General features: G+C 24.5%; 13 protein-coding genes. 12 read left to right on the top strand and 1 reads right to left on the bottom strand.

Annotated features, from left to right (window positions below; all coding sequences use genetic code 11):
* The first annotated feature begins 822 nt into the window (after nt 1-822).
* On the top strand, nt 823-2,790 hold the full coding sequence (gene uvrD / locus ABNS14_RS02800) for a DNA helicase II (RefSeq protein ID WP_348666190.1): 1,968 nt from the start codon (nt 823-825) through the stop codon (nt 2,788-2,790).
* Between the two features lie 258 nt (nt 2,791-3,048).
* On the top strand, nt 3,049-3,999 hold the full coding sequence (corA, locus tag ABNS14_RS02795; RefSeq protein ID WP_348666670.1) for a magnesium/cobalt transporter CorA: 951 nt from the start codon (nt 3,049-3,051) through the stop codon (nt 3,997-3,999).
* Between the two features lie 240 nt (nt 4,000-4,239).
* Here the strand turns inward: corA and asd are convergent, their stop codons facing one another.
* Entirely contained in the window at nt 4,240-5,109 is an 870-nt protein-coding gene (asd, locus tag ABNS14_RS02790; RefSeq protein ID WP_348666189.1) for an archaetidylserine decarboxylase, read from the bottom strand.
* Between the two features lie 453 nt (nt 5,110-5,562).
* Here asd and orn point away from each other — a divergent pair, with 453 nt between their 5' ends.
* From orn to rpsF, 10 genes are all read left to right on the top strand, one after another.
* Nucleotides 5,563-6,105, top strand: a complete 543-nt coding sequence (gene orn, locus ABNS14_RS02785) for an oligoribonuclease (RefSeq protein ID WP_348666188.1) — start codon at nt 5,563-5,565, stop codon at nt 6,103-6,105.
* 2,434 nt (nt 6,106-8,539) lie between these two features.
* Nucleotides 8,540-10,462, top strand: a complete 1,923-nt coding sequence (mutL, locus tag ABNS14_RS02780; protein ID WP_348666187.1) for a DNA mismatch repair endonuclease MutL — start codon at nt 8,540-8,542, stop codon at nt 10,460-10,462.
* 35 nt (nt 10,463-10,497) lie between these two features.
* Complete coding sequence (gene miaA / locus ABNS14_RS02775) at nt 10,498-11,406, top strand: tRNA (adenosine(37)-N6)-dimethylallyltransferase MiaA (RefSeq protein ID WP_348666186.1); 909 nt, start codon at nt 10,498-10,500, stop codon at nt 11,404-11,406.
* Between the two features lie 106 nt (nt 11,407-11,512).
* Complete coding sequence (gene hfq / locus ABNS14_RS02770; RefSeq protein WP_348666185.1) at nt 11,513-11,809, top strand: RNA chaperone Hfq; 297 nt, start codon at nt 11,513-11,515, stop codon at nt 11,807-11,809.
* A 935-nt stretch (nt 11,810-12,744) separates the two neighbouring features.
* Complete coding sequence (hflK, locus tag ABNS14_RS02765) at nt 12,745-13,950, top strand: FtsH protease activity modulator HflK (protein ID WP_348666184.1); 1,206 nt, start codon at nt 12,745-12,747, stop codon at nt 13,948-13,950.
* A 5-nt stretch (nt 13,951-13,955) separates the two neighbouring features.
* Nucleotides 13,956-14,990, top strand: a complete 1,035-nt coding sequence (gene hflC, locus ABNS14_RS02760) for a protease modulator HflC (protein ID WP_348666183.1) — start codon at nt 13,956-13,958, stop codon at nt 14,988-14,990.
* A 139-nt stretch (nt 14,991-15,129) separates the two neighbouring features.
* On the top strand, nt 15,130-16,428 hold the full coding sequence (locus ABNS14_RS02755) for an adenylosuccinate synthase (protein WP_348666182.1): 1,299 nt from the start codon (nt 15,130-15,132) through the stop codon (nt 16,426-16,428).
* Nucleotides 16,429-16,865: 437 nt separating this feature from the next.
* The gene (rnr, locus tag ABNS14_RS02750) at nt 16,866-19,109 is read left to right on the top strand and encodes a ribonuclease R (RefSeq protein WP_348666181.1); all 2,244 of its coding nucleotides are present in this window, start codon (nt 16,866-16,868) and stop codon (nt 19,107-19,109) included.
* Between the two features lie 160 nt (nt 19,110-19,269).
* Nucleotides 19,270-20,010: a 23S rRNA (guanosine(2251)-2'-O)-methyltransferase RlmB gene (rlmB, locus tag ABNS14_RS02745; RefSeq protein ID WP_348666180.1), complete on the top strand. Its 741-nt coding sequence runs from the start codon at nt 19,270-19,272 to the stop codon at nt 20,008-20,010.
* Between the two features lie 203 nt (nt 20,011-20,213).
* Complete coding sequence (gene rpsF, locus ABNS14_RS02740) at nt 20,214-20,615, top strand: 30S ribosomal protein S6 (protein ID WP_348666179.1); 402 nt, start codon at nt 20,214-20,216, stop codon at nt 20,613-20,615.
* The last annotated feature ends 91 nt before the right edge of the window (nt 20,616-20,706 follow it).

The raw sequence follows: 20,706 nt of genomic DNA, 5'->3' as shown, positions 1-20,706 counted from the left end.
CAATTACAATAATAAATTATAAATAATTTTGATTATTAAATTTTTATATTTTTCATGAAATTAGTATTTCATTTTTTAGAGATGAATATTCTTAAAAAGATTTTTAAAACATTATTAATAAATAAAATACTATATTTAGTATGTTAAATCAAAAAAATCATTTTCTAATAATTTTTAATAAATAAGTATTATATATATTATCTAAATATTTTTAATATATAATTTCATATAATCATAAATAAAATATTTTTTATATTATATTTTATAATATAGAAATTATTTTGATTAAAAACATATTTTTTAAATAATCTAATAAAATTGTATTTTATAAATTGCAATTTTAAGATTTTTTTAAGATTAGTGATTATTGTATAATAGTATGTGATGATATATAAATATTTAATAAAGATTATAAAATATTTATAAAATTTTACATAAACTACGAGAATTATTATGATTTTGTTTTTAATATTAAATTGTGTGTATTGTTTATATATTACTGATATATTGAATATATGATCAGGGTGATTGAATAAAAAACACAAATGATTATCTTATGTTGCCAACATAATTTATAATATGCAAAATACATAATATAAAAATATTTAAAATAAAGCATATCATTAATCATTATATTGTCAATAAAAATATTTTGATCTTTTTTAAATTTTTTAGTGAATTATTATAAATTAGTATCAGTATGGTATATTTATATTATAAAACATCACCTTTAATGTATGTGGTGTGTTAGTATAAATTTTGAATGTAATTCAATTGACATTGATTAATAATTTGTTTAACCTTATTATTTTTTTGGTAAAAATGAATTTCTCATATTTTCTTAAAAATTTAAATAATCAACAACTTGAAGCAGTTGTTGGACCAAACAATAATATGTTAATACTTGCTGGTGCTGGTAGTGGTAAAACAAGAGTACTTGTTCACCGAATAGCTTGGTTAGTATCTTTTAATAAAGTCCCCCCTAGTTCTATTATGGCAGTAACATTTACAAATAAAGCAGCATTTGAAATGCGTGATCGTATTAATTTAATAGTAGGTAGTAATCTTAAAAGTAATATATGGGTAGGAACTTTTCATAGTTTAGCATATAGAATTTTAAAAATTCATTACGTAGATGCTAATTTACCTCAAAATTTTCGAATTTTAGATATTGATGATCAATATCGTTTATTGCGTCGCATTATAAAATCAATTGGTTTAAATGAAAGTATGTGGTCAGTAAAACAAGCAATGTGCTATATTAATTCTAAAAAGGATATAGGATTACGTCCACAATATATAAATCATTATGATAATTTTAGAGAAAAAACTTGGTTGCGTGTTTATGAGTCTTATCATCAAGCATGTGAACGAAGTGGATTAGTTGATTTTTCTGAACTTTTATTAAAAGTTTATGAATTATTTTTATATAAGTCACATATATTAAAATATTATCGTAATCGATTTAGAAATATTTTAGTTGATGAGTTTCAAGATACCAATAATATTCAATATGCTTGGATACGTTTGTTAGCCGGTAATATTAATAAAGTGATAACAGTTGGTGATGATGATCAATCAATTTATGGATGGCGTGGAGCTAAAGTAGAAAATATTCGACGATTTTTAAAAGATTTCCCTGCAGTAAAAACTATTAGATTAGAACAAAATTATCGTTCTAGTAATAATATATTAAAATCAGCTAATATGTTAATTGCAAATAATAATGATAGATTAGGTAAAAATTTATGGACACAGGGAGAAAATGGTGATTTTATCTCATTGTATTCTGCTTGTAATGAATTAGATGAAGCAATGTATGTTGTAAATAATATTAATAAATGGAATCAAAAAGGTTGTGCTTTGAAAGAATGTGCTATTCTTTATCGTAATAAAGCTCAATCACGTATATTTGAAGAAATATTATTACAGTCTTCGATTTCCTATGAGATATATGGTGGAAAAAGTTTTTTTGAACGTCCAGAAATAAAAAATGTACTTTCTTATTTATGTTTAGTAGTTAATCATAATGATGATACATCTTTTGAACGTATAATTAATATTCCCAAGCGTGGTATCGGAAAAAAAACATTAGATGTTGTTCAGCAAATTGCACATAAAGAAAAAATAACTTTATGGAGAAGTTGTGAATATTTGTTATCAAAAAAAATTCTTCCTATTCGTGAATTAAAAAATATTAAATATTTTTTGACATTAATTAGTACATTGTCTGATGAGATATTAGGGATACCATTAGATATGCAAATATATAAAATAATTTATAATTCAGGTTTATGGTCAATGTATCAAAAAGAAAATAATAACAATTCAAAAGTGTGTATAGAAAATCTTCAAGAACTAATAAGTTCTAGTCGTAAGTGGATGGATATAGAAGATTCAGATGCAATGTTATTGCAGTCATTTTTATCGAAAATTGCATTAAATTTTAATGAAAAACATGTAAATATAAATCACGATGCAGTACAATTAATGACACTTCATGCAGCGAAAGGTTTAGAATTTCCGATTGTATTTATTGTTGGTATGGAAGAAGGTATATTTCCAACAAAGATGAGTATACAAGATATTGAAGGATTGGCTGAAGAACGTAGGTTAGCGTATGTGGGATTAACCAGAGCGATGAAAAAGTTAACTTTAACTTATGCAAAAAGTCGTAGATTATATGGTAAGGAGGTATATCATCTTCCTTCTCGTTTTATTAAAGAGTTACCACGAGAATGTGTTGAGGAAGTATTTATAACTAAAATGACTTATCCCATAAAATATTAAAGATTAAATATGAGTCATATAACTTATAATAATATTTGTTATTTTATAGGACATTATAGTAGGTAAAGGCGTTTATCATATGAAATTTAGAAAAGGAATTATTATTGATATAGAAATAATGATTTTGAGTATTCTCATATCAAAGTTTCTTTTAAAAAAATATGAATAAATTAAATTTTTGCAGCTTATATTAGATTAAATTTGTTATAAAAATTTTTATGAGCTTTTTTGTTTTTTCTGGAAGGAGGTAGCATAATTATGCTATTAGCATTTAAATTGGAGAATTATTGTTTATCTCGTCTTGAATCTGATAAAGGTGAACAATTAAAAAATGCTGTATGGATTGATTTGATAGAACCTACTTATAAAGAGCGTGAAAGAGTACAACTGGAATTGCAGCAATTATTAGTTACTCCTTCTGAATTAACTGATATTGAAGCTTCAGCACGATTTTTTGAAGATGAAAATGGTTTGCATATTCATTCTTTTTTTTATTACGAAGATATTAATGAACATATTGGTAATTCTACGGTTGCTTTTACTTTTCGTGGTGATCGCTTATATACATTAAGGGAACGTGATTTACCTGCTTTTCGTTTATATCGTATGCGTTTAAGAAATAGAAAACTTGTTAGTGTGAATGCTTATGAGTTATTTTTAGATTTGTTTGAAACTAAAATTGAACAATTAGCTGATATAATAGAAAATATTTATAATGTTTTAGAGTCACTTAGTCGTATTATTTTAGAAGGAAAACAAGGTGATGCACTTGATGATGCACTTTCTTATTTAGCAGAGCAGGAAGATATTGGATGGAAAGTACGTTTATGTTTGATGGATAGTCAAAGAGCATTAAATTTTTTAATTCGTCGATCAAAATTACCATCAAAACAGTTACAGCAAGCAAAAGATGTTTTGCGTGACGTAGAATCATTATTACCTCATAATGAATCATTATTTCAAAAAGTTAATTTTCTTATGCAAGCAGCAATAGGTTTTATTAATATTGAACAGAGTAGAATTATTAAAATTTTTTCTGTTGTTTCTGTAGTATTTTTACCTCCTACGCTAGTAGCATCTAGTTATGGAATGAATTTTGAATTTATGCCAGAGTTGAAATGGCATTTTAGTTATCCAGTAGTCATCATATTAATGATTATCGCTGGTTTAGCTCCCTATCTTTATTTTAAACGTAAAAACTGGCTATAAAAAAAATTATATTTTTTTATGATATTATATGATATTAAGTGTTTGAAAATTATTTTTATTTGAATAACTTGTTAAGTATTTAAATCATGTGTTGATTTTGTTTTTAATAATAACAATGATGTGTTCATGAAAATTATTATAATATTATACAGTTATATTTTTATACAGTTATATTTAAATATAAAAAAAATTTATCATTTTAGTATCATTTTTTTCAAAAAATATCTATATCACTTTTTTTTAAATATTTCTTTCTCCTAATAGTGCACCTACTCGACTGATAGAACCTGTTTTGAGTATAGGATTTAATTGAATTTTGCTAGCAGATTCAAATAAATTGATGACGGTTGATCCTAATTTGAATTTGCCCATTTCCTCTCCTTTTCTTAAATATACTTCACCTGTATTATTTTTTTTGGGGTAAGTCCAACGTTTAAGAATTCCTTCACGTTCAGGGTTTATGCAGCCATGCCAAATAGTTTCTATGCTTCCAATGATTGTGGCACCTATTAAAATTTGAGCCATTTTACCAAATTCTGTTTCAAAAATACAAATCAAACGTTCATTACGTGCAAAAAGATGTGGAATATTTTTTTCAGTGATTTTATTAACAGAAAAAAGTGTACCGGGTACATAAATCATTTCAGTTAGCAAAGCATCACAAGGCATATGTACACGATGATAATCACGTGGAGATAAATAAATTGTTATGAATACGCCGTTGATAAAATTTTTAACTAATATATCGTTACCTGCTAATAGTGCTGTTAAATTATAAGAATGCCCTTTTGCTTGTAGAATTTGTTCATCTAAAATTGATCCAAGTTGGCTTATGATACCGTCTGCTGGAAGAGAAAGTTGATGGGTACCTGAGACAATAGGTCGTACATTTTCTTTTAATGCACGAGTAAAAAAATCATTAAAAGTATTATAAGCAGAAAAGTCACTTTTTTTTGCTTCTGCCATGTTAACTTTATAAATTTTTGCAAACATTTTAATTATGAATTGTGTAAAACCATTAGCTTTTTTATTTGCTATCCAACCAGCTAATTCTGTTAATCTTTGTTGTGGTAATAAATATTGTAATTTTATTTTTGTTTTTTCTATCACATTACACCTCTAATATTTTTGTGTTGTTGATTTTAATTTCACTTTAATAAATCTATTATACCTATGATTTTTGTAAATTCCAGAGTTATATTTTACACTATAAAAATCTGTGCTATTGTTTTTTATTTTTTAAAATTTCTTTAAAAAATATTTGTTATTTAAAATTAATGTATTATTTAAAAATATAAAATATATATTTAGCTTAATAGTAATAGTATCGTAATATAATTTATTATGAATGATATATTTTATATTTTTTTTATGTAATTCTTATTTTTCTATTTTTGTGTGATTTTATTTTTTGATTTAATAGTTTTTTCTGTATTATTTAGTATTTTAGATATATGTATTTAGTAATATAAAATAATATAAAAGTGATATAAAAGATATGCATAATATTTTTATGATATGTTATATTAAAAAATATGAAATGTTAAATAAAATAAAAATACTATGTTAAATAAAAATAATTTAATTTGGATAGATTTAGAAATGACCGGTTTAGATCCTGAAAAAAATCGTATTATGGAGATTGCAACAGTTATAACTAATTCTAAACTAAATATTTTAGCAGAAGGTCCCGTAATTAGTATTAAACAGTCAGAAAAACAATTATTGCTTATGAATGAATGGAATCAAAAAATTCATAATGAAAGTGGATTGATTCAGAAAGTGAAATGTAGTCAATATGATGAAAAAAAAGCTGAATTAGCTACGATTTCATTTTTAAAAAAGTGGGTACCTGTAGGTATTTCACCAATTTGTGGTAATACTGTTGCTCAAGATCGTCGGTTTTTATTTAAATATATGCCAAATTTAGAAAAATATTTTCATTATCGCTATTTAGATGTAAGTAGTTTAAAAGAATTAGTATTTCGTTGGAAACCCAGTATATCAATTGGGTTTACGAAGCAACATACTCATAAAGCTTTAGAAGATATAAAAGAATCTATTGCAGAATTAGCTTATTATCGTAAATATTTTATTAATCTTTGAGATCTTTTTGTTTTCTTGATTTTTAAAGATCAAATGTTGATTTTAAAAAAATATATATTTTTAGAATATGATTTTAATGTGTGATTTTATAATTTTATTTTTAATTTATAATTACTATTATTAGTCTATCTTTTTTTTTAAAATTATTACATATATTTATGATGATATATATTTTTGTAGAGTATTTTGCTTAGTTTAAAATAAATTTTTTCTAGTTTTTTTTGTTTACAATTTATAATTTTCAATTAATGAAATTAATAAAATTAATATTTAAATAACTCATAATTTTCAATTGAAATACCAATAAATATATGCTTGCTTGTATAAAATATTTATGATATCAATATATTACATGATATATATGATTTTATACATGATATATATAAATTTATAAAATATTACTGAATCTTGAGATGTCATTTTTTTTAAATTGAAATTGAAAAAACAAAAAAATTATAAATTGCTAATTTTATGGAGATAATAAATTTATATTTATATGCGCATTATTTAACTTTCATATATACAATATAGTATATTAAGTATTTATGATTTTACTTTTTAAGATTATTATGATCAATTTTTTGAATTGATAAAAATCAATATAATTTTTATGAAACGCAAAAAGTAAGTTTAGGAAATCAGTGTTCAGCTAGCATATTTTTCTACACAACGTTTTATTTTTTATTTGTTTGCATAGTGGTGATATATTGGTGCCGAAAAAACATTTTTTATTCATAGTATTTAAAAAATTTTAAGTTATATATAAAAAGTCCAACTGTTTCCTTGAAACCTATGTATTGCTATTTAATATAATTTAATATTTTGATTTATATAGTGTAATTTATCCTGAAGAAGTAGAATTAATTGGTATTTATGATTATTTTAATTCTGAAAATATATGTTTGGTAGAGTAGGCTGAAAAATGCCAATGGCGATTACTATATGTTGATCTTAAAATTTTTTTGTTGTTTAATGGTAATGAAAGAAAAAAATATTTATAGTATAAAATATATATAAAAAATATTACAAAAAAATAGTATCTTTAGTAATAATCATGATTATAATTTAGTGATTAACATTATAAAAGAGTATTAAATATATATTTTTTAATTTATGTTATTTTTGTTATTTAATAATGTAGATAAGTTTATTATTTTTCTATGTGTATAGTTTATTGATTTTTATTTTTTTTGAAAAAATTACCAATTTTATTAATAACAATAAACAAGTTTAATGGTAAAATATTGAAGTTTTATAATAATGATATTTTTAGATATAATAATTATATTGTAAATTTTTTAAAATTTTAAAGAAATGGATTAAAAATAAAAAATTTATTCAAAAAAAGATAATAAAATTTGTAAAATATATTCATAAAATAGAATATGTATAAATATACATACGTGATTAAATAAATACTTAATGAACACGATTATTAAAAATATGAAAGCTTGAAAATACATGTTTTTTGAAAAATATTTTTTATTGAATGGATAAAAAAATATATGATATTTTGGAATTACAACCTGTCTATTTAGTATATTTTTTAATGTATAAAAATATTAATTATTAGTCTAATTAGATATGAAATTAAATATTAACATATATTTATATTTAAAAAATAATCAATAATAAGTTATTGATTATAAAAATATTTTAAATAAAAAAGAATCCATGAAACATAATGGTTATTACAAAAACACTTCATGTTTATTTTCATAGATCAGTGAATTATTTTCATAGATCAGTGAATTATTTTTAAAAAACTTTGATATTTAAATTAGTAATTTTGTTGTTAAAATACTGTTTTTTGAACGTTAAGGATTAATACTATAAAATATTGCTCATATACTATTTTAAAAAAGTAATTCATGATTACTATATTAGTTTTTTTTATTTTAAAGATTTAAGAGTAAATAATTAAGATAATTGTTTTTCAGAATAACAACTAAATTTATATGGTAATTTAGATGATGTTTATTAAAAGACAAAAAATAAATTCTTATTTTAGTATTATTAATTAGTATTATTAATTATTCAGATTTTTCAGATTTATAATATTTTATTTTTTAATTTTGAGTAAAATTTTAAAGTAAAATTATTGTAAAATTTGAGTAAAACTACTAAGCTTTATAAGCAATTTAGAAAATAGTTTTTTTATATAATTTTATTTTCTAAAAATTTCTTTGTTTGTTTTAAAATTACTTTTTAAGTAATACTGTAGAAGTATTACTCTTTATTGTTAATAAATATTTTTAATAATTATTAAGAAATCTAAGAATTATAAAAAATTTAATAATATATTATTGATAATAATATGTTATTGATAATAATATGTTATTGATAATAATATGTTATTGATAAAGATGAAATAATTTTTGAGTAGTATTTTACATGAAGTATTAAATAATAAAATTAGGTTAGTGTTTATTATATGTCAAGAATACACTTTCTTTCTCCTAAGGTAATTAGTCAAATTGCTGCTGGTGAAATTGTTGAACGTCCATCATCAGTTGTAAAAGAGTTAATTGAAAATAGTATTGATGCAGGTGCTAATTGTATTGATATCTCGATTGAACGTGGTGGTTTAAAACTTATTCGTATTTGTGATAATGGTAATGGTATTGCTAAAGAAGATATTAGATTAGCATTAGAACGGCATGCTACTAGTAAAATATCTGTTTTAGAAGATCTAGAAGCTATTTTAAGCTTAGGGTTTAGAGGGGAAGCTTTATCAAGTATTAGTTCTGTTTCGCGTTTAATATTAACTTCACGTATCGCAGGACAAGCAGAAGCTTGGCAAGTATATACTGAGGGCGGATATGATATGAAAGTTTTTATTAAACCTGCTGCTCATCCAATAGGGACTACAGTTGAAGTTATCGACATTTTTTATAATACACCAGCTCGTCGTAAGTTTTTACGTACAGAAAAAACAGAATTTCTTCATATTGATGAAATTATTCGCAGAATATCTTTAGTGTATTTTAATATTGCTATTAAAGTTTTTCATAATGGTAAATTAATACGTCAATATCATGCAATAAATCTTGAAAATGAAAAAGAAAAACGTTTGGTTACTATTTTTGGTAATGTTTTTTTAAAAAATCTTCTTAAATTGTTTTCTCAATCCATTGATTTAGTAATCAAAGGTTGGATTAGTTATACACCTGTTGGTAATTTATCAGGAATACAATATTTTTATGTTAATAAACGTATTATTCGTAATCGATTAATTAATCATGCAATTCGTCAAGCCTATATTGATGTATTAAAAAAAGAAACTCAAATATCTTATGTGCTTTATTTAGATATTGATCCTTATCAGATTGATGTTAACGTTCATCCTTCAAAATATGAAGTAAGATTTTATCAAATGAGATTAGTTCATGATTTTATTTATCAAGCAATTAGAAATCTATTAAAGCGACAACAAACCAAAAAAATATTTGATAATGCACAAATTGCAGTAAAAAAAAATGCTAATTTTGTTTTTGGATTAAAAAATAATTCAGTTATTAATAAAAATTATTTATTGTCATATAAATCTAAAGAAAAACCTTTAATTATCAAAAAAAAAGATAATGCAATATTAAAAATTAATAATCAAAATATTTTAATATATGAAAAAGGAAAGCATTTTAGTGATAGTTTTAATAAAAATTTTAAGAAAAAAGAAAATATATCATATCAGAATTATTTTGAGGATTTTAAAAATAAAAAAGAAAAAATCACTTTTTTTTCAACAATAAAATTTTTCACATCTAGAAGAATATTAGCAAAAAAAGCTTTCATAGAAACAAATAATACATTTGGTAAATTATTAACAGTTTATGCTGATAATTTTGCATTAATTGAATCATCTTTAGGTATATATTTATTATCATTGATAGAAGCTAATAGATATTTGCAAATAATTCAATTAATTCCTATTAATACAAAATTGAAATCACAGCCTTTACTTGTACCAATAGATGTAAATTTATCAGAAAATAATCTAAAAATTTTTAATAAAAAAAAAATATTATTTAGTAAATTAGGTTTCAAAATCAATATTTTAAATACACAAGCAACTATTGTTGCTGTATCTGATCCATTAAAATCACAAGATTTGTCTAAATTATTTTTAAATTTATTAGAATATTTTTCTAACAATATTTTATGTGAATTATATGAATTAGTTATTTGGTTAGTAGATAACTTATTATATTTACAAAAAACTTGGACTATCCCAGAAGGAATTCAATTGTTAAATGATTTAGAATTAATTTGTCCGGAATTACTTAGAAAACCTCCAAAAAAAATGTTACACTTAATTGATTTAAAATCAATAATTAAAATGTTGAAAAATGATTAAAAAAAAAAATAAAAGAGCCCACAGTTATTTTTATAATGGGGCCAACAGCATCAGGAAAAACAGAATTGGTAATAGAATTACGTAAAAAATTACCAATTGAAATAATTAGTGTAGATTCTGTTTTGATTTATAGAGGTATGGATATTGGAAGTGCTAAACCAACTAAAGAAGATCAGATATTAGCACCACATCGATTAATTGATATTATAGAACCTACTCAGTTTTATTCTGTTTCAGATTTTAGACGTGATGCATTATTAGAAATACAAAAAATTATTGCATTAGATCGTATTCCTTTATGTGTTGGTGGGGCTATGTTTTATTTTAAAATTTTATTATATGGTTTATCACCTTTACCACCAACAAATATATGTATTCGAAGAGAAATTGCGGCTCAAGCTAAATTATTTGGCTGGAAAGCAATATATAAACGTTTAGAAAAAGTTGATCCTTTATCAGCAATTAAAATTAATCCTAATGATTATCAACGATTATCTCGTGCTTTGGAAGTTTTTTTGATTTCCGGAAAAAGTTTTACAGAATTAAAGAAAATTACAGCAACAGAATTACCTTATAATGTGTTACAATTTGCACTTGTATCAGAAGATCGTACGATTCTTCATGAACGCATTAAAGATCGTTTTTTAAAAATGTTAACTTTAGGATTTGAAGATGAAGTAAGATTTTTATATAAACGAAATGATTTGTATAAAGATTTGCCAGCTCTTCGTTCTGTTGGGTATCATGAAATGTGGTTATATTTATCTGGTGAAATAGATTATAATGAAATGATTTATCGTAGCATATCTGCAACACGTCAGTTAGCTAAAAATCAAATAACATGGTTAAAAAAATGGAAAAATTTGCATATAATTGAGAGCAACAATGTTCCTAAAGCTCTTAATACAATATTATATGTTATGAATAAATATTCTATTTTATAAGAAATGAAGAAATGTTGTTTTTCTTACTAATCTTTTTGATTAATAAAAACTTTAAAATTATAAATAAAATATAAATTATAAATAAAAAATAAGGAAAATAAAGAAAATGAGTAAGGGGCAATCTTTGCAAGATCCGTTCCTGAACGCGTTACGTCGTGAAAAGGTTTCGGTTTCTGTATATTTGATAAATGGCATTAAATTACAAGGTTATATTGAATCATTTGATCAATTTGTTATTTTGTTAAAAAATACAGTTAGTCAAATGATATATAAACATGCAATTTCTACTGTAGTACCCTCTCGTTCTGTTTTTCATCAAAATCATACAGGTGGAAGTGCAGGGTTATCTTATAATATCGGAAATATAACAGTTGTTCCAGAAGATAAAGATTTAATAAAATAAATTTAAATATAATAAACAGAGAAAGATATTTAAAAGATTTTCTGTCTATTTTATATTATAAATAATAAATAATTTATACATAAGATTTAAGCATAAAATTTAATTTCATAAAAAATATTATTGTTTCTTCTATATATAAATGTTTTTAATTTTAGATTGAAAAATATATTTAAAATGTTGAAAAAAATTTTAAAAAGTATTACACAACTTTAAATTGTAAAATATTGATGGTAATTTATTTATCAAAAACTATAATGTTTTTTTTGAAAAAAATTGATGATATTAATCATCAGTAATTAATTTAAAAAAAATCATATATTTTTTATAGGAAATAAAAATAAACTTCAATTACTAAAAAATATTTTATATTTTTCTAGTTTTATTATTTTAATTTAAGCAATAATTATTAGCTTATGTTTTGTTAATAAAATTTTTTTATATTTTTTTTGTAATGTATTTTTTAGCAAAAAAATAAAAGTAATTCAGAATAGACGATTTATTTTATGATTTTTAATAATTAAAATTAATATTTAAATATAAATAATTATTCTTAAATAATTTGTTTTATTAATAAGTAATAAGTTCATAAAAAGTGTAAAAATATTTTTTGTTTGTATAATTTATGAAAATGTTCCTAATTTTATAAATTTTTAATATATAAATATTATTATTCATATTTTTTTATGTTATTAAAGTATTATTATTTTAAAAAAATTTACTTGATTATATAGACAATAAGATTCTGTTAATATAAATACTATTTTTGTAATATCATTTTTTAATTTACTAATATACTAATATTTTATCAATGATAATAACTTTATAAAAGTATGTTAGGGATTTAATAATAATGTTGGTAAAAATATATCATGAAATATGATAAATACTAAAAAACTTTATAAAATAACAATAAATAATAAATAAGGAGTTTAAAAATGCCGTGGAATCAGCCTGGTAATAATAGACAGGATAGTGATCCATGGGGGAGCAGTAAAAGCAACTCTAATGGTAATAAAAAACATTCTAAAAAAGAAAAAGCTGATTTTAATAATCTATTCTACAAGTGTATTCATAAAATTGGTGGATTAGGTAATAATAATAATACAAGTAATAAAAATAATATGAGTATTAATCTTATTTTTATTGGATCTATTATTACAATAATGCTTATTGTTTGGATTGGAAGTGGTTTTTATACAATAAAAGAAAGTGATCGTGGAGTAGTATGTCGTTTTGGTAAATATAGTCACATAGTCCAGCCTGGTTTAAATTGGAAATTTACTTTTATAGAAAAAGTCATTCCAGTTAATATCGAAACTATTCGTGAACAGGCTACTAATGGTATGATGTTAACTTCGGATGAAAATGTTATTCAAGTAGAAATGAATGTTCAGTATAGAGTTATAAATCCTGCTCAATATTTATTTAATGTCACTAATCCTGATAATAGTTTAAGGCAGGCAACAGATAGTGCCGTAAGAGGGATTATTGGTCAATCAGAAATGGAACAAGTATTAACTACAAAACGTGCATTAATTCGTGATGAAACACAAAAAGAATTAGAAAATACTATAAAACCTTATAAGATGGGTATCTTGATATTAGATGTTAATTTTCAAGTAGCTCGTCCACCAGAAGCTGTTAAAGCTGCATTTGATGATGTTATTGCAGCACGTGAAGAAGAACAAAAAACAATTCGTGAAGCACATGCTTATCGTAATGAAGTTTTGCCGTTAGCTAAAGGTAATGCACAAAAATTGATTGAAGAAGGTAGGGCTTATAAATCAAGTATTGTTTTTAAAGCTGAAGGTGAAGTAGCTGGTTTTGAAAAAATTTTACCTGAATATCGTTCTGCACCTAAAATTACTAGAGAACGTTTATATATTGAAATGATGGAACGTATTTTAAGTAATACACGTAAAATTATTATGCATGAAAAAGGTAATAATATATTAATGCTGCAATTAGAAAAAAATTTAAGAAATGATATGAAAAATACAAGGACAAGCATAAAAAAGATAAAATCTCCACCTATTGTCCCAGAACAAGATAGTTCTGCTGAAGTTTCAACACCTTATGTGTATAATTATGGTTCGCGAGATAATATTACAGATAGTAGTTCAAATCGTGTCGGGAGATAACAATTATGAATAAATCATGTTTTGTTGTTGTTTTTTCTGTATTATTTGGACTTTATATGTCAATTTTTATAGTTCAAGAAACAGAAAGAGGTATTATTTTGCGATTTGATAAAGTTGTGCGTAATAGTGAGAATAAACCTGTTGTTTATAATGCTGGATTACATTTTAAAATCCCATTAATTGAAACTGTAAAAATTTTAGATGCTCGCATTCAAACATTAGATATTCAAGCAGATCGTTATTTAACTAGAGAAAACAAAGATTTAATGGTAGATTCTTATTTAAAATGGCGTATTACTGATTTTAGTGCTTATTATGTTGCTACAGGTGGAGGTGATTTTTATCAAGCTGAAATTTTGTTAAAACGTAAATTTAGTGATCGTTTGCGTTCAGAATTTGGGCGTTTAAATGTAAAAGATATTATTACAGATTCTCGTGGTCGTTTGACAGTAGATGTACGCGATACTTTAAATAAAGGTACTGCATTAGATATTGAAAGTAGTAAGAAAAACCCAGAATCTGTTTTAATGAACCAAGTTTCTTCTGTAAAAGAAATAGAAAAAGGAAATACAGATCTTGTAAATACAAATAGTATGGCCGCTTTGGGAATTGAAGTTGTAGATGTACGGATTAAACGTATTGAATTACCTAGTGAAGTTTCAGAAGCTATTTATCAACGTATGCGTGCTGAACGAGAAGCTGTAGCTCGTCAACATCGCTCACAAGGTCAAGAAGAAGCGGTTAAGATCCGTGCTGCAGCAGATAAGACAGTTACTGAAACATTAGCCGAAGCAGAACGTACTGCACTTCGATTACGTGGCGAAGGAGATGCGCTGGTAATAAAAATATTTGCTGATGTATTTAATCAAGATCCAGACTTTTATGCTTTTATACGTAGTTTGAGGGCATACGAAAAAAGTTTTAGTAAAAATAATGATGATATCATGGTTTTAAGTCCTAATATTGATTTCTTTCGTTATATGCAAGCACCTAGTTATAAAAAAAAATATTTAGTAACAGAAAAAAGTGATAGGTATTAGATCAACAATTATAAAATAAATTTTGAATAATCTTATACTAGATTTAGATATGTTTTTTGTATGTAAATATATTATTGAATAATCACTTTTAGTTAAAAATTAAAATTTGAATTTTTTTAACAAATGAGTCTATATTAAGATGGGTAAAAATGTTGTAGTGTTAGGTATACAATGGGGTGATGAAGGTAAAGGGAAAATAGTTGATTTATTGACTAAGTTCGTTCAATATGTTGTTCGTTATCAAGGTGGACATAACGCAGGACATACACTTGTAGTTAATAGAAAAAAAACTGTTCTTCATTTAATTCCATCAGGTATTTTACATAAACATGTCATTAATATTATTGGTAATGGTGTAGTATTAGCACCTAATGCGTTGATGAATGAAATACAAGAATTAGAAAAATGTGGAATAGAAGTAAATCAACGTTTAAAAATTTCAGCTTATTGTCCATTAATTTTACCACATCATATTGTTTTAGATAATTTACGTGAAAAAGCTAGAGGTGAAAAAGCTATAGGAACAACGGGACGTGGTATTGGTCCTTCTTATGAAGATAAAATTGCACGTCGTGGATTGCGTGTTAGTGATTTATTTAATGAAAAAAATTTTGCTATTAAACTAAAAGAAATTACTGATTACCATAATTTTCAATTAGTACACTATTATAATGCACCTGCAATAGATTATCAAAAAACATTGGATGATATTATGGGAATTACTGATATTTTGATATCTATGACAGTTGATGTAGCTGATTTGTTATATAATTCTTATAAAAAAGGTGCATCAATAATATTTGAAGGTGCACAAGGAACGTTATTAGATATTGATCATGGTACTTATCCTTATGTTACTTCATCAAATACAATAGCAGGAGGAGTATCTACTGGAACTGGTATAGGTCCTCGTCATATTGATTATATTTTAGGTATATTAAAATCTTATTCTACACGTGTAGGTTCTGGTTTTTTTCCTACTGAATTATCAGACGATATCGGAGAATATTTAAGAAATAAAGGACGAGAATTTGGTACAACTACCGGTCGGTGTCGTCGCACTGGTTGGTTAGATATTGTTGCTATTAATCGTGCTGTTAGGATTAATTCTCTTTCTGGTTTTTGTTTAACTAAATTAGATGTATTAGATGATTTAGAAAAAATCAAAATTTGTGTAGCTTATCGTAAATTAGATGGGACTAAATTAAAGATAACACCTTTAGTAATAGAAGATTGGCAATATTTAGAACCAATATATGAAACTTTGCCAGGTTGGGGAGAAAATACATGTGGAATAAAAGAATATAATCAACTTCCTAAAGCAGCAATTAATTATATTAAACGCATTGAAGAATTGACGGAAATACCAATAAATATTATTTCTACAGGTCCAGAGCGTGATGAAACAATTATGTTGTTTAACCCATTTGATCAATAATTTTTTGTTTAAAGATATTTTTTAAGAATTTCAATAAATGACGCCTGAATATTCAGGCGTCATTTATGTTATTTTATGATTAAAATATTTATGTTTTATAATTTTACTAATATGCTAGAGTTTTATTTTTGTTATTTGTATTTTATTCGTAGAAAATTCAGAGATTTACTGATTACTAAATATGAATAAGAAAATTTAAATTAAATAGAATTATTTAGCACTTATAATTAACAATATTAATATATTTTTTATGTTATTTTTTAATTGACTCAATTTTTTTAAACATAATTATCTATTGTAAAAAAAAATATATATAAATTATCATGGAAAAAATAATGAGTATTTCTCTAAATTATCATAATAATGCATAAGAAAAATACAGATCATATTCATTTAAGATATTATATGAATTATAAAATAATTAGTGGAGGATTTTGATGGTGACAAAAGATCCCTATAAAGAGCGAGAAGCAAAGAAATATCATTCACCAATTGCAAGTCGTGAATATATCTTAGAAATTTTATCAGAGTTTATCACTCCAGTGAGTCGCCATGAAATTGCTAAAATATTACAATTAACACAAGCAAAAGAATTAAATGCTTTGAATCGTCGGTTACGTGCAATGGAACGTGATGGACAATTAATATTTGATCGTCAGTGCTATATTTTGCCTGAATATGTTAATTTGATTAAAGGTACAGTTATTGCTCATCGTGATGGTTTTGGTTTTTTGCGGGTAGATGGTCAAAAAAATGATTTTTATCTTTCTTTACAAGAAATGAAAAAAACTTTACATGGAGATGTAGTACTTGTTCATCCACTAAAAAAAAATAGAAGAGGACGTACAAAAGTTCGTATTATTAAAATTTTAGTTCCTAGAAACAAAAATATTGTAGGACGTTATTTTTCAGAAGGTAGCATTGGATATGTGGTACCTGATGATAATCGGCTATCTTTTGAAATTTTAAATCTTAAAAAGCATATTAATGCTGCTAGTGTTAAAATAGGTAATGTAGTTGTAGTCGAAATGATAAAAAGACCTGTTAATCATGTGCAAGCAGTAGGAAATATTATTGAAGTATTAGGTGAAAACATGGATGTGAATATGGTAGTAGATATTGCATTGAGAACCTATGATATTCCTTATATTTGGCCAAAAGAAGTTGAAAAGCAAATAGCTAAGTTTTCAAAAGACATTCCTCTTTCAGAAAGAAAAGGACGTATAAATTTATCTAATTTACCTTTTGTTACTATTGATAGTGAAGATGCTAGAGATTTTGATGATGCTGTATATTGTATGCCAAAACAAGGAGGAGGATGGTTTTTGTGGGTTGCGGTCGCTGATGTAAGTTATTATGTACAACCAAATACGGCATTAGATGATGAGGCTTTAAATCGAGGGAATTCTGTCTATTTTCCTTCACGTGTAATCCCCATGTTGCCTGAGATGCTTTCTAACGAATTGTGTTCTTTGATTCCTAAAGTTGATCGTTTATGTATGGTATGTGAAATAGAGTTATCAACTGCAGGAGAAATTATTACTTCAAAATTCTATGAAGGAGTAATGTGTTCTCATGCAAGATTAACTTATACAACAGTATGGAAAATTTTGCAGGGAGATAAAGAATTACGTAAATTACATAAAAGTATAGTACCACATTTAGATGAACTTTATCAATTATATAAAACGTTAGATATAGCAAGAATAAATAGAGGTGCTATTTCTTTTGAATCAGAAGAAGCAAAATTCGTTTTTAATAAAGATGCAAGAATCAAAGATATTCAATCTCTTGAACGTAATGATGCTCATAAATTGATTGAAGAATGTATGATATTAGCAAATATAGCAGCAGCAAATTTTATTGAGAAAAATCAAGAACCGTCTTTATATCGTATTCATGATATACCTAAAAAAGAAAATGTAATGAATTTACGTACTGTTTTTAGTGAATTTGGTTTAATATTACCTGGTGGTATTAAGCCTCAATCAGTTGATTATGCTAAAATTATGAATATCATTGCTGAACGCCCAGATCATGAATTATTAAAAACAATGATCTTACGTTCTATGAACCAGGCTTTTTATCATTCTGAAAATAGAGGACATTTTGGCTTAGCATTGAAAGCTTATGCACATTTTACTTCACCTATTCGTCGATACCCTGATTTGCTTTTGCATCGTTCAATTAAATATATTTTATCTAAAAAATATCAGAATGATGAATACCATCAAATTACAACTGGTGGTTGGCATTTTGATATGCATGAAATGTTAGTATTAGGTGAACATTGTTCAATGACAGAACGACGTGCTGAGGAAGCAATTAGAGATGTTTCTGATTGGTTAAAATGCGATTTTATGCAACATAAAGTGGGAAATATATTTACTGGTATCATTACAAATGTCACTAATTTTGGTTTCTTTGTTCGATTAAGTGATTTTTTTATTGATGGGCTTGTGCATATTTCTTCATTAAAAAATGATTATTATCATTTTGATAATACAGGACAACGGCTTATTGGTCGATCTTCTGGAATTATATATCGTCTTGGTGATAAAGTAGCAATCAAAGTTGAAGCTGTAAATGTAGATGAACGTAAGATCACACTTACATTAATTTCTCCTCAAGAAACTTATAATAGAAAATTTAAAAAATATAAAAAATATACTAATAATTAAACTAATATTTTTATTCATTAAATATTTGATAATAAAAAATATTTAAGGTGATAAAACGTTTATTATGTCAAAACTTTTAATAAACAATAATTTGTATTATTGATGATCTTGATTTAATATGATTTTTATTTTTCATATTTCTTAAGTAATGAATAAATTTATGAATAAAATAATTTATGGCATTCATTCAGTGCAAAAAATATTAGAAATAGATTATTTACGTTTTCAAGAAGTATATGTGCTTCAAGAAAATAAAAATAAACGTTTATTGTCACTAATTCATCAATTTAAAAATTTAGGTATTATTACAAATATAGTGAATCGTAAATGGATGGATCGTAAAACAGAAAATGCTGTACATCAAGGTATTGTTGCATTAGTGAAACCTGGTAAGAAATATAAAGAAAGTGATTTAGTAATAATGCTTTCTCATATAAAAATTCCTTTTATACTTATACTAGATTGTATCACAGATCCATATAATTTAGGTGCTTGTTTGCGTAGTGCAGATGCAGCTGGTGTTGATATGGTTATTATACCTAAAGATAAATCTGCTAATCTTAATTCTATAGCTAAAAAAGTTGCTTGTGGTGCTGCTGAAAGTATACCATTAATTAGAGTTACTAATCTTGCTCAAACATTACGTCAATTACAAAAAAATCATATTCGGATTATTGGTACAGTTACTAAAAGTAATTATACGCTATATAATACAGAATTAACTGGGTCGATTGCTTTAGTAATGGGTACAGAAAACAAAGGTATTCGACATTTAACAAAAAAAAATTGTGATGATTTGGTTTGTATTCCAATGTTAGGTGAAGTTAATTCTTTAAATGTTTCCGTTGCAACAGGGATATGTTTATTTGAAATAGTTCGTCAGCGATTTATTAATGTTTGAGTTTTTATTAATATATTTTAAAAATATACTTAATATAAGTAAGATACGTAATCTATTATTTGAATTTTAATTGTAAAATAAGTATAATAAAATTTGTTTTTTTTCAATCGCAATAAACTAAGAAGTTCCTTACCTCCATTATCTTATGCGGTTGATTCCAATGAAGAGGAGGTTGATATAATAATCCATAAGGAGCAAAACTTATGCGTCATTACGAAATTATTTTTATGGTTCATCCAGATCAAAGTGATGCAGTATCAAATATGATTGAACGTTATACTAAATTAATTATTGATGCACAGGGAAAAATTCATCGTTTAGAAGATTGGGGAAGACGTCAATTAGCTTATATGATAAAAAAATTACATAAAGCACATTATGTTCTAATAAATGTAGAAGCTCCACAAGAAACAATTGATGAATTAGAGACAATTTTTCGATTTAATGATGCTATCATCCGTAGTATGATTATAAGAATTAAACGTGTGATTACGGAATCATCTCCGATGATGATCAAAAATAAAGAAAATTGTCTTTCTCACGATTCTGTTTATGAATATCAAGAAAAATTGAAAATTAAATCAGTGGAATATAAAGAAAATTAATTTTTTTAATGCTAGTTCTAATTTTATTTTAAAAATAAAATTTTGATGCTTATTTGTTTAATAAATATTTTTAATCTTATATATAGATATT

This window comes from Arsenophonus symbiont of Ornithomya chloropus (genome assembly GCF_964026495.1).
Taxonomy (GTDB): domain Bacteria; phylum Pseudomonadota; class Gammaproteobacteria; order Enterobacterales; family Enterobacteriaceae; genus Arsenophonus.
This window is presented reverse-complemented; position numbering and strand designations above follow the sequence as displayed.

Bases quoted from the DNA above. Each gene is read 5' to 3' on its own strand.
- hflK (WP_348666184.1), top strand. From the start codon at position 12,745: ATGCCGTGGAATCAGCCTGGTAATAATAGACAGGATAGTGATCCATGG.
- mutL (WP_348666187.1), top strand. From the start codon at position 8,540: ATGTCAAGAATACACTTTCTTTCTCCTAAGGTAATTAGTCAAATTGCT.
- miaA (WP_348666186.1), top strand. From the start codon at position 10,498: ATGGGGCCAACAGCATCAGGAAAAACAGAATTGGTAATAGAATTACGT.
- hfq (WP_348666185.1), top strand. From the start codon at position 11,513: ATGAGTAAGGGGCAATCTTTGCAAGATCCGTTCCTGAACGCGTTACGT.
- orn (WP_348666188.1), top strand. From the start codon at position 5,563: ATGTTAAATAAAAATAATTTAATTTGGATAGATTTAGAAATGACCGGT.
- rpsF (WP_348666179.1), top strand. From the start codon at position 20,214: ATGCGTCATTACGAAATTATTTTTATGGTTCATCCAGATCAAAGTGAT.
- rlmB (WP_348666180.1), top strand. From the start codon at position 19,270: ATGAATAAAATAATTTATGGCATTCATTCAGTGCAAAAAATATTAGAA.
- corA (WP_348666670.1), top strand. From the start codon at position 3,049: ATGCTATTAGCATTTAAATTGGAGAATTATTGTTTATCTCGTCTTGAA.
- uvrD (WP_348666190.1), top strand. From the start codon at position 823: ATGAATTTCTCATATTTTCTTAAAAATTTAAATAATCAACAACTTGAA.
- ABNS14_RS02755 (WP_348666182.1), top strand. From the start codon at position 15,130: ATGGGTAAAAATGTTGTAGTGTTAGGTATACAATGGGGTGATGAAGGT.
- rnr (WP_348666181.1), top strand. From the start codon at position 16,866: ATGGTGACAAAAGATCCCTATAAAGAGCGAGAAGCAAAGAAATATCAT.
- hflC (WP_348666183.1), top strand. From the start codon at position 13,956: ATGAATAAATCATGTTTTGTTGTTGTTTTTTCTGTATTATTTGGACTT.